This window comes from Petrotoga halophila DSM 16923 (assembly GCF_002924615.1).
The window spans coordinates 1-9,278 of record NZ_JALY01000336.1; the positions used below are offsets into that span (position 1 = coordinate 1).

Sequence of the window (9,278 nt, forward strand, 5' to 3'; positions counted from 1 at the left end):
TAGGTAGGATAAAAAGAGGACCCAGATCATCTAATGAACCTAGAAACAGCTTTAGCTTAGTTTCCATTCCTCATAGGTAGGATAAAAAGGTATAACTAATTTACAAGGTGGTACAAGTAACTACAGTGTTTCCATTCCTCATAGGTAGGATAAAAAGGTAAAGATTTCGCAACTCAAGCGACACTTGCTCAAGGTTTCCATTCCTCATAGGTAGGATAAAAAGACTTTGCAACTCAAACAACTTTAGAAGCTTTGAATTGTTTCCATTCCTCATAGGTAGGATAAAAAGTCAACAACAATAACGGTATCCTATCAAAAGGTTGTGGTTTCCATTCCTCATAGGTAGGATAAAAAGTTGTAAGATTGTTGATTTTTTGTATTGATATCCAAGTTTCCATTCCTCATAGGTAGGATAAAAAGGGTTCTCCATTAGCGGGTAAATCCAAAGGATGTAAGAGTTTCCATTCCTCCCGCCACCCTCCATTCCTTATAGGTAGGATAAAAAGTCATTTGACGCTGAAAGGTATGTGTCTACCAAGTCAACGGTTTCCATTCCTTATAGGTAGGATAAAAAGGTGGCCTTGCGAATGGTTGGAACGAAGCTGATGCCGGGTTTCCATTCCTTATAGGTAGGATAAAAAGTGACAATTGGGATGTTATACTTTGTTATACTGACATGTTTCCATTCCTCATAGGTAGGATAAAAAGTCATCATGAGCTTAAAAAGCTTAAACTAATCTAATTGGTTTCCATTCCTCATAGGTAGGATAAAAAGAGCTAATTTAGACTTTCAGACTTACTCTATTTCTCTTGTTTCCATTCCTCATAGGTAGGATAAAAAAGTTCCTCAACTTCTTCAATACGTTTAAGTAAAGCCAGATTTCCATTCCTTATAGGTAGGATAAAAAAGTTCCTCAACTTCTTCAATACGTTTAAGTAAAGCCAGATTTCCATTCCTTATAGGTAGGATAAAAAGCAAAGAACAAGAAAAAGTATGGAAGCAGCTTGTAGAATTTCCATTCCTTATAGGTAGGATAAAAAGTGGGAGCAGCTTTTACACTTGAAAAGCGTATCGAAATAGTATTTCTATTCCTTATAGGTAGGATAAAAAGTTTATTATCTTCTTCTTTGTATTTTAAACGTAAATCAATTTCCATTCCTTATAGGTAGGATAAAAAGGCGTAAGATAGCTATAAATACTATATCATAAAAAATTACGATTGTCAATCAAAATTTTGAGAAATTGTTAAAAATCAATTCAAATATGCATGATATAAGCCTTGTGATTTTTAACACTTGTCTGTCGATCCCCGGGGATTTTTATCTTATTGGTGGTCGACAGACATTTTTTCATACCTTCCTGCTTTTTATGTTAATAAAATATATTACAAGAGAGACCTTGATTTTTAATTTAAAATACGTGATTATTACTAATTTCTAACCCGATAAGTGAAATTCCTATAATCGTATCTTTGATCTTTAATCCTTTTAAATAAGGTTGTGCTTCTTCTATAACTCTTTCAATTATCATCCTGTTCTTCTTTTTTTAATGTTTATAAGAGTACCATCGTAATTTAATTCTGCCTCATATTCTCGTTCTCCTGTAACTCTTGTTCCAGGAGTCAAAAAGGGTTTAACTTTTGAAATGTTTTTTCCTGGAGCATTATTGAAATCTTTGGACGCATTATTATTTTCACTTTCCGGGTCATAATATACCCTTCCAGTCAAAAGCTCTATGTCCCCTTCAAATTGAATTTCACCAGAATACTTTAAATGCTGTAAAAGAGGTTTATTGTTTTCTATTTCCACTCTTACTTGTTCGCCTTGTTCTGAACTATTTATTTCCAAGGGAATATTATTCCCAACTGCATCTATTTCAACATGTCCGAATCCATACTTCGATTCTCCTCCAAGAATCAATTCTTGAATTATATTAAAGTTATTAATAGTTATTGAATTTGTATCTAGTTGAACTGGATGCTCACATATTTTTGCTGAATCTCTAATCCAAATATAGCCTGCAATTTTCACATCCTTGATATTTCCTTTTTCATCTCTGAATTTGTTGTTTATAAATTCAATTTCATGAAGAGTTTCATCTTCGGCAGTTTGACTTTTTCCGTTAATCGCAGTTGAAATCCTACTGCCAATGAACATATGTTCAAACTCTGTTTGTGGAATACTACCATACTTTAAACCAACATCAGTATAATAAGGGGTATAAACAGTTTTTCCATCATAAAGATAAAAATTTGAAAATTTAAAATTCTCCATTACTTCACGACCATTATTTTTATAATTGCATTTTTGTGAACTATCACTCTGAGAATTATTCTTCAAGAATTCTGTAATCCGTTTAGTTATAGCCCCCCAGAAATTTTTTCCAAGCACATAATATCTTGTAGGTGAAACAACTGAACCTTTAAAGGGAGTGTAACCGATATGAAGAGGTGATTTTAATTTAAAAACAACACTAAGTTTTTGCCACATTGTTTTCACCAACTTTATCATTTTTACCAACCTTCACATGGTACAATGCATAAGTTAATGTACGTTCTAAAATCTTTTTCATAAAAAAAAGTTTATCGATATCTTCAGCTACATTTTGTAATTCTTTACAAAATTCAGAAAAGTCATCTGGAAACCGATCTGCCGAATTATTATCAAAAAAATATTTTTTTATTTCATTATTATTCAGTAATTCATTAATCCGGGTTCTTATTTCTTTGTCTTTACCTTCAAGCCAAAGAAACATTGCATAAACACCATCTTTCTGCAAAACTCCAAGTGCTTTTCTAAGATTGTTTTCAAGTGCTTTTCTAAGGTTGTTTTCAATATTAGAATTGTGGATTTTACTTATTTCTTGACCGTATTTCATGCAGATATAATCAAGATTCAACATTTTTTACTTCCCTCCTGATTTCTCTTTGTTATTGTCAATATTCAACAACTCAACCCTACCAAATCCTCTTGTTCCCATTCCTCCGATACCAAGAAGTTTGAAATATGACGAAACATCTTTCATTTCAATATCAATATCACCTTTTTCCCTAGTTTTATCCTTAACTACTTCAAACCCTAATATTGTGCCTCTTGGAATAGCTTCATAAGTAAACAATGCTCCTTCAGCCGCGGTTCCGGTTGTTGGATCTATTTTCACCGATGTTCTGATTTCTAAATTATCATTTACTATATGCGAAAATAATTTTTCAGAAACAATAACAATTCTTTGCACATAATCTAAGATACCTTCATGTTTAAATTTACTGGAAAGTAAATTTTCAAATGTATTATCCAACGAATCAACTTCTAACAAAAGCCAGCCAAGGTTAATCTCATTTTGTTTTATACCCTTTAATGCATATGCTTTATCATCATTATTTTTCGGGAGTGTTATTTTTTCTCCGTGATCATCTTTTAATTCCCCAAACCAATATTCAAGTATTTCATTCGTTGTAACCCATACCGTGCCCTGTATCGAAGAAACAGGGAAGAAAATAATTTGCCCATCATAAAATCTTAACATACCTTTACTTTCGCCAGTTCCAAAATACGATTTTACCTTTTCTTCTGCACAAGTTCTTTTTTCCTTTTCCGTGGATTTATTCTTGCACTCATCTTCATTCTCCATTTTATGGAGAATCGTGAACTCCCTTATTACGCCTGCAATTGCTGTTCCTGGTATTTTAGGAATATCTGTTGCAGGATCTCTGACTATGGTATTATCTACTCTACCTAGCCTATATCCACCAGCTCCAATGTGTATCGGATCAAGAGCTTTCATATAAAATGTTTTTGGTTCCAAGTCTTTGACATTTTCATTTTCCATATCTTCCCTCATTTTTCCTCAACCCCCTCTTTCAATATATGTCTGAATAAAATGATTGTATCCAACAATGCTTTATTTTGAGAAGAATTAATAAGTAAGAATCTGGTTTCTTCCGACAACTCATCCCATTTTTTACCAAATGCATCTTCTAATGTAGCAACAGCGAACTCTTTGAATATATCTTCTTTGTTATTATCTTCTATGTTTCTCCATTCCCTTAGTTTTGTAATAAAAGACTCCTCAATGAAATTAATTTGGGAAGTTGAAATATTAGCAGTTAGAATATCCCATAATTCCAATAACTCTGAAAATTGATATTGATAATATGGTCTTTTTGAAAATAATTTATAATCTCTGTCCCCCCTATTTTCTCCTTCGTAATATATGTTGTATCTATCCGTAGTTCCTAATAATAATTCGAAATCAAAATAACCTGGTAAAATTTGGTAAATTTTGCCCTTTGAAAGTGAAGAGAGGTCATCAAGCGTGTATTTCCCTTCCTCACGCTTTTTCATGGAATAATAACCGTAAAACCCTTCATTTCTAAGTGAATCCACATTCCACCATATATTTGTTGGTATAGCTTTTGTAAACCCTGATCCAGCTAACATTCTTTTTTCAGCATCAAGTAAAACATACAAAGGGAATTTTCTGTTTGTTACTAAAAGTTTGGCATTTAACGGCAACTTCCCTAATACCTTTTCAAATCTTTCATTGTAAAGCTTTGATATCAATTCTAAAATTTTTATAGCGTCAGAAGCAGGGACAATCATTCTCAACGAGAGAGGAGATTTATTAATTTCAATTAGAGGGATGTATTCTTCAGTTTTTATATTATTAGGTTCTATTTCTTCTTTTAATAGATTTTCATTTGGTTTGTCCTCCAACGCAAGGTAGTTGAATCCTTGTTTTAATGCTTCACAAACGGCATTTTCTCCAGTTTCATCTTCAGACTTAAACTTATCAAGGGATTCTATGGTGTAAAATTCTCCATTTTTTGTGTGAAGGACCAGAAGATTCTGTGGGTTTAATTCTTCTTTTTTAATTAGATATGGAGTATTTTCTTTTAATTCTTCTCCTTGTTTCAGCTTAGATTTCAAATTATTATTATCAATAGAAAATTTCAATCTCCCCCATTTATTAGAATAAATTTTATTTATTATTTCTTTTATAATCAATTCAAAGAATTCTTCTGTTTCTTTCCATATTCTATATATTCGAGCTGGGGATGGGTTTTGGGTAAAAAACCATCTTTGTAGGTTAGTCACATTAAAAGGCTTTGGCTCAATGAGCAATCGTAGATTCTCCATAAGATCTTCGATGTAAATGCCATTTTTATCTTTGTCTGAAACCACCTTAATATCCTCAAAAAATGTGTCTAATATTTTTGCTATTTTTTGTTTATCGTTGTCTTTGCTTTTTTGGCTTCTAGTATTCCACCAATTTAAAACTAAACCTAAAAGTTTATAAATTACTTCTTTTTGGGGTTTGAGAACAAAAGTTAATTGATTTTGTTGTTTTTCCAATTCTTCTTTACCTTTGATGAATTTTTCTAAATTTTTTTTGGCAGATTCTTTCAACTTGGCTTTTTCCATATTTTTTATTGTTTCTTCTTTCTTGTCAATATCATTCCTAATTTCCTTTTTCCACTTCTCGACAACTTCATGCAAAGGTTCTTCTGCCTTATTTAACCACTCCTCAAAAGTTTGACTAAAAATCGTTCCAATCATTGTTCCATCAAGCCATTTATCAAGATTAAAATTTAGAGAAAGTAAAGCAACACGGTTATTTTTATCTGCAACTTCATCCGTCCAGATTGTATTTTCCCTATTGTTAAACCAATCTTGTAACCTTCCTTTTCTTCTCTTTTCACATATATCACACCTTTCATTACTTACAGGTTTTGTTCTCATTCTGCACACAGGGCATACATCTTTACGATCTTCATCAGTTTCAGGAAGAGGAATATCTGGATTACTACCTATTTGTTTCTCCCCATTTTCAACAAATAACATTGGACTCATTTTAGGAATGTCTCTCTTCTCAGCGGCAGATTTTAACTCGCTGCTAAGAATCGTAAGTGTCCTTGAGGGCTTGCTAAGGGTGAAAAAGGGCCAGATTTCATTATCACTTTTGTCTCTTAAAATCTTCAAACTTTCCTCTGCGCATTCTTTTGCCAGTTCTTTTGCATTATCATCCTTCAAGGTAGGAAAAGTGAAGTAAACTCCATTTATGTCTTCATATATAGCATTTCCAATTGGTATTTCGTCTTCAAATTTCTCTTTCAATTCGATCTTCGTTTCTTCAATAATCTCATTTCTTTTTAAAATATCTGCAATCTTTTTACCTTTGTTTATAAAACCGATACCATCCCAGCAAAAACCAAGCGCTCGCCACTGAAGCTCGCCAGGATCAGGTTCTTCATCCAGTGCAATCTCGCATAATACTGATTTAAATAACGAAGCTGTCGAATAAGAATGGTCCCACAGTGTAACATCATTTGAAGGAATTCTTGTTTCTCCTAATGCATGTGAAAAAGTGGTTTTAAGATTATTCAACAATCCTTTTCTAAAGCAAGATAAATCAAGCTCATCATAAATATAATTTTTGAATAACCCTTTTAAATTATCCTGTAAATCATCGAACCTTTTTTGAAGACTCGTTAGATCAATTTTTTCTTTTTGATACCCAAAAGGAGAAGAGATAATTGTATTATCTAATCCTTGCTGCCTTCTTACGATACCTTTGTCATCAGCGGAGTCTTTGTGATCACATGTTTTCAACAATTTTACTAACTGATATTTAGGATCTTTAAGATCTTCATCCTTATCATGATGTTTAGTAATGAGAGAATAAATACCTGACTCTATGTTATTAATCTTGAATTTGAATTTCTCATCTTTAATGTATCTCACCAAATAATCATCCAAAAACTTATCAATATCTCGGGCATGATGAGGCAATCCTCTAATATTTTCTTTGGATTTAGTTTTTACAAAGTTAGGATGGCATTTACCGATGTCGTGCAATAACGCCCCTATCTCCCCTGTTAAAATATTTTGTCGAGCACTTTTGATTTTCTCAAAGTACATTCATCTCACCCCTTCAATTACTGTCGAAAATGTATATAATAAATGCTAATTGATCGATCACTTTTTTTCTCATTTGTATGCACCATGGTTAACAGTTTTGTTTACTTCGGTGTATAAGATTGAGAAAATTGATTTCATATCCTCAGGATAAATCTCTACATTTTTATCTTGCAGCTGTTCTATAATTCCAAACCCAGATGTTTTCTTTGCAGAAAAGCCATAGGCGTAAAACATCAATTTTAATGTCTCAGCAAGAAATTCTAAATCCTCTTTAATCTCGTCTTCTTTGAAATCTTTACCTTTTGGATACGGAAGATATAAAAGATAAAAATCCCCATTTTTGCCTGGTTTTATTACTTCAAGAGGTATAGGTCCTTTCTTAGTAGGTGTCCTGGTATCCCTTTTTAAAGGAGTAATTACATCCTTTTCTGCTTCTTCTTCAAAGAAGGTGGGGTAAAAATATAGTCTACCTTTAGATGTTTCTTCATCGTCACCTTCAACAGTTTCACTTCCAAAAAGCCTTGTGATTAATTTTTTCTTCTTTACTTCATCCAATTCCACCTTCCCAGCAGCATATCTTAAGTGCCCCTTCCATGTTGAGGGCCTAACCATTGGCAAACCAGTTAATTTGTCCCTGAAAATAGGATTTTCAAAAATTTTGCCATCAATTATATGGAACTCTCCCTCATCCTTGCTTGTATAGGGCTTCTTAAGAGTAAAAGAAATTTTTATTAAAACTGAATCTTGAGGAAGATTTTTTAGGTCATCAGCAGTAGGATAAAAATCTTGGATATTTATATCCTTTTTTAACTTGCCCTGAATTTCTTTTTTCACTTGGGCAAGTTCAACATCTTTATAAGTCTTTGCCTTACTAAGATAATAATCATAAATTATTTCATCATTCATAAAAAACACCTCTGTTATTTATCAAAAGTGTGGGATCTAAATCCCATTTTTCCTGTATGCTTTCAATCAAAACAGGATTTTCTATAAAGTCAAAAGTTTGCTTCCAAAAGTCTTCATCTTTGAATTTAACTTGTAATAACTGCTTAATTTCTTTTCTACTAACATTTATCTTTTTAGGAATCTCTGGAAGCCATCCCCAAATTCTCATTTCCCACTTAGGTTCTTGATTATTCTTGTATGCATTTTTGTTATATATATGAGATACAAAAATTTTTGACCCTGTTTTCCCGATAATCTGGTCTTTCGTTATATTTCCTTTTTTGCAAACTTCACAATAATATTTTTCTCCATCCTTTTTATCTTTTTCAATGGAATGTTCCCAACAATCTTTATGAATTGGCTTTATATTTTTATTTGATATAAATCCCATTAATAAATGTCGTAAAACTTGATTGTTTTTAAATTTATCTCGAAATAGTGATCTTATTTTGTTTCTAACCCATGGCGATGTTGGAAGATATGGATAAGAAGAAAATACTTCTTCTCCCAACGGTTCATTATCTTTTAAATCTTTTATTGATTTGTAACTACTAGAACCAATTAACTTCAAAATTTGGTTTATAAAATTGGGATTAATTGGTATTTTATAAAAGAAAAATTGATCTAATCTTGGCAAAGGTACTGTATAAGGGACTAGATGGTCACTTTCTGCTTGTCGAGGAAAAGTAGTCTTAGATAATTCCAATTTCTCTTCAACATCAACAACACCAAAACCTTTTTGAACACCTGCCCCTAATCCCCAACTTGAAGCTAAAGTAAACAAGTTTTTTAACAAGTCAACCTTGTTAGCATCTTCAATAATAAATCTTAATTTATATTTTCCCATTAATCCGCCATTATTGACATATTCTTTAGCCCTCTCACTATTATAATATCCAAGAAAGAAAGGAAAACGAGCGTTAGGTATTTCCTCAATAACGAACGGAGCACAACCCTTTTCTACTGTTTCAATTTCTAACTTAAACTTCCTTGACCATCCTGTACATCCAAATAGTTGACAAGCTGAACAGATTTGCTCGTTTAATGCTTCCGACATGGTTTTACCGGATTTTAGTGCCTTATTGAATTTGTCATGTTCTAATTTGCATCTTAAACTTTCATTTGTTGGATCACAAGCATAACCTCCCAGCCCTCTAATTAACGCCTCATACCACCATCTAAGGCTACCAATTATGCCAGTCTCTCTTAATGTAGAACTCTTTCCACTAGCATCTCCTGTCCATATTGGAGTCAAAGGTTTGATAGTAACGCTAAATTCCTCCATTGTGTTCCCCCCTAACAGGCATTATCTTCTTTCTCTTTAGAATTATTAACAAATAGTATTAGTTTCATTCTGTAAAATATTTTAATAATAAAAGATCTTCAATTTACAAAGTATAAAAATATTATAA

6 protein-coding genes and 1 CRISPR repeat array are annotated in these 9,278 nt (G+C 32.3%); all 6 genes read right to left on the reverse strand.

Features of this window, described 5'->3' with window-relative positions; translation table 11 throughout:
• Positions 1 to 59: 59 nt before the first annotated feature.
• A CRISPR array of direct repeats spans positions 60 to 1,179; the repeat unit is 30 nt; unit sequence GTTTCCATTCCTCATAGGTAGGATAAAAAG.
• A 348-nt stretch (positions 1,180 to 1,527) separates the two neighbouring features.
• Positions 1,528 to 2,511 carry a hypothetical protein gene (locus tag AA81_RS13760; RefSeq protein WP_211286419.1) on the reverse strand — a complete coding sequence of 328 codons (984 nt, stop codon included), beginning with the start codon at positions 2,509 to 2,511 and terminating at the stop codon, positions 1,528 to 1,530.
• Positions 2,474 to 2,902 (reverse strand): hypothetical protein, encoded by a 429-nt coding sequence (locus AA81_RS13765; protein WP_103078212.1) that lies wholly within the window; start codon positions 2,900 to 2,902, stop codon positions 2,474 to 2,476. Before AA81_RS13765 ends, AA81_RS13760 begins: the two co-directional genes overlap by 38 nt.
• A 3-nt stretch (positions 2,903 to 2,905) precedes the next feature.
• The gene (gene cmr4 / locus AA81_RS13770) at positions 2,906 to 3,841 is read right to left on the reverse strand and encodes a type III-B CRISPR module RAMP protein Cmr4 (protein WP_211286418.1); all 936 of its coding nucleotides are present in this window, start codon (positions 3,839 to 3,841) and stop codon (positions 2,906 to 2,908) included.
• Positions 3,838 to 6,921, reverse strand: coding sequence for a CRISPR-associated protein Csx11 (locus AA81_RS13775; protein WP_103899352.1), 3,084 nt, complete (start codon positions 6,919 to 6,921; stop codon positions 3,838 to 3,840). Before AA81_RS13775 ends, cmr4 begins: the two co-directional genes overlap by 4 nt.
• Positions 6,922 to 6,990: 69 nt before the next feature.
• Positions 6,991 to 7,755 carry an RAMP superfamily CRISPR-associated protein gene (locus tag AA81_RS13780; protein ID WP_211286417.1) on the reverse strand — a complete coding sequence of 255 codons (765 nt, stop codon included), beginning with the start codon at positions 7,753 to 7,755 and terminating at the stop codon, positions 6,991 to 6,993.
• 64 nt (positions 7,756 to 7,819) lie between these two features.
• Entirely contained in the window at positions 7,820 to 9,151 is a 1,332-nt protein-coding gene (cmr1, locus tag AA81_RS13785) for a type III-B CRISPR module RAMP protein Cmr1 (protein ID WP_103078210.1), read from the reverse strand.
• Between the last annotated feature and the right edge of the window lie 127 nt (positions 9,152 to 9,278).

Excerpts from the sequence above, each read along its gene's own strand:
- AA81_RS13775 (WP_103899352.1), bottom strand. The coding sequence starts at position 6,921 with ATGTACTTTGAGAAAATCAAAAGTGCTCGACAAAATATTTTAACAGGG.
- cmr1 (WP_103078210.1), bottom strand. The coding sequence starts at position 9,151 with ATGGAGGAATTTAGCGTTACTATCAAACCTTTGACTCCAATATGGACA.
- AA81_RS13765 (WP_103078212.1), bottom strand. The coding sequence starts at position 2,902 with ATGTTGAATCTTGATTATATCTGCATGAAATACGGTCAAGAAATAAGT.
- cmr4 (WP_211286418.1), bottom strand. The coding sequence starts at position 3,841 with ATGAGGGAAGATATGGAAAATGAAAATGTCAAAGACTTGGAACCAAAA.
- AA81_RS13760 (WP_211286419.1), bottom strand. The coding sequence starts at position 2,511 with ATGATAAAGTTGGTGAAAACAATGTGGCAAAAACTTAGTGTTGTTTTT.